This is a genomic window from Escherichia sp. 20412-1 (assembly GCF_003027595.1).
Classification (GTDB): Bacteria; Pseudomonadota; Gammaproteobacteria; order Enterobacterales; family Enterobacteriaceae; genus Escherichia; species Escherichia marmotae.
In genome coordinates, this window is sequence record NZ_PYQM01000104.1 from 1 (window position 1) to 1,548 (window position 1,548).

Below are 1,548 nucleotides of genomic sequence, written 5' to 3' on the forward strand. Positions count from 1 at the left end.
TAGTTACAACATTCATAATTAAAAGCGACTCTGTTCCGGCCCGAAGGGCCGGGGCGGGGCCGCTTTTCAGTTATGAGGAAGGGGCTTTGTGGTTTCAGTTCTGCACTGGACCGGGTTTTTTCTGGAGATTGTCTTTGTGTGTTGTAACTAAAGTGGCTCCGGTCGGGGCCCGCCGCTTGCGGTGGGAGGTGCATATCTGTCTGTCCACAGGACAGGCAGTGAATAAGTCTTCTTTTTAAATGAATGTAATTAAGTAGTTTAAAGGAGATATAAGCAGGTGTTTAAAAGATACATTGCACCCTGTAAGACTGGCGGCTGGCGCTTTATGACATGAACGGTTGTAACCTTATGGGGAAGTCCCTTGCAGTTAAATGTGGATAATCAAAATTGCCCGTCTGTGAGACGTGTTTTGTATCAAAAACAGGGGGGCCGGATGCACCAGAAGGTGGATGATGAGGTTGTTTTTTGTATGTGGTGCTGATTTTTTGTGCACTTCCGGGCTTCAGGCGTGCGGATGCCTCCGGCGCGTGCCGGATTATTCTGAGGAGGTCACTTTCAGGGGGAAGCTGTGGCCAGCCGGCTGTAATTACGGTTACGTGACAGAATCATGCGCTCCTTCACACGACGCTCCACTTCGCGTTTTACCGCCTCACGGTTGGCAGTGAAGCGCCCTTCCGAGATTTCACGCGTCAGCTGCCGTTTCACCAGGGTGACGATATCCTGACGTTCCCTGTTCGCATCACGACGCGCACGGGCACGCTTTATTCCACGGGACTTAAGCTCTGTCTGGTAACTGCGGAAACGCTCACGCACAAAACGCCAGGCTTTCGCTATCAGTTCATCCATACCCAGTGCATCCAGTCCCTGCTTTTTGCGCTGTCTGTTTTCCCATTCCACACGACTGCGGCGTGCGGAAGCCACCGCCACCTCAGACACATCGAGAGCGGCAAACAGTGCCGGTGTGAATGTGATATCGGTCGGAATGTAGCACCCGATAAGCGGGTCATATTCCGTCTGGTAGGTAATCAACCCCAGCTCTGACAGGAACGTCAGGGCACGGGTGGCACGAGTGATGGAGAGTTTTCCTGCACCGGACTCTGTCGCCAGTCCGCACTCAATGGCCAGCGTGGTGATGGAGCACTGGACGCGGTTGGCCAGCGGATCATAGTGAAAACAGAGCCCCTGCAGCAGCGCATCAATGGCCCGGCGACGCAGCACCGGTGGCATGCGCCGACGCAGACCACGCGAACGGGCATGCGCCACATGAATGGCGAAATCAAAACGGGAGGTGAAGCCCACCGCCTTTTCCATCAGTTTTTCGCAGAACTTCAGCGTTCCGGCACCTTTACGGGGTGTAAACACCGGATTCGGGTTCTTTACCTGGCGGTAATACGTTTGTTGAAGATCAGTCACACCATCCTGCACTTACAATGCGCAGAAGGAGTGAGCACAGAAAGAAGTCTTGAACTTTTCCGGGCATATAACTATACTCCCCGCATAGCTGAATTGTTGGCTATACGGTTTTTAGATGGCCCCGGTAATCTTTCT

The 1,548-nt window shown here is 53.0% G+C and carries 2 protein-coding genes; both read right to left on the minus strand.

The features are described from left to right. Positions 1-555: 555 nt before the first annotated feature. A complete protein-coding gene (gene repA / locus C7B16_RS24135) occupies positions 556-1,413 on the minus strand; it encodes an incFII family plasmid replication initiator RepA (RefSeq protein WP_000131011.1) in 858 nt (285 codons plus the stop codon). Then, positions 1,406-1,480 (minus strand): RepA leader peptide Tap, encoded by a 75-nt coding sequence (tap, locus tag C7B16_RS24140; protein ID WP_001365705.1) that lies wholly within the window; start codon positions 1,478-1,480, stop codon positions 1,406-1,408. Before tap ends, repA begins: the two co-directional genes overlap by 8 nt. Positions 1,481-1,548 lie beyond the last annotated feature (68 nt).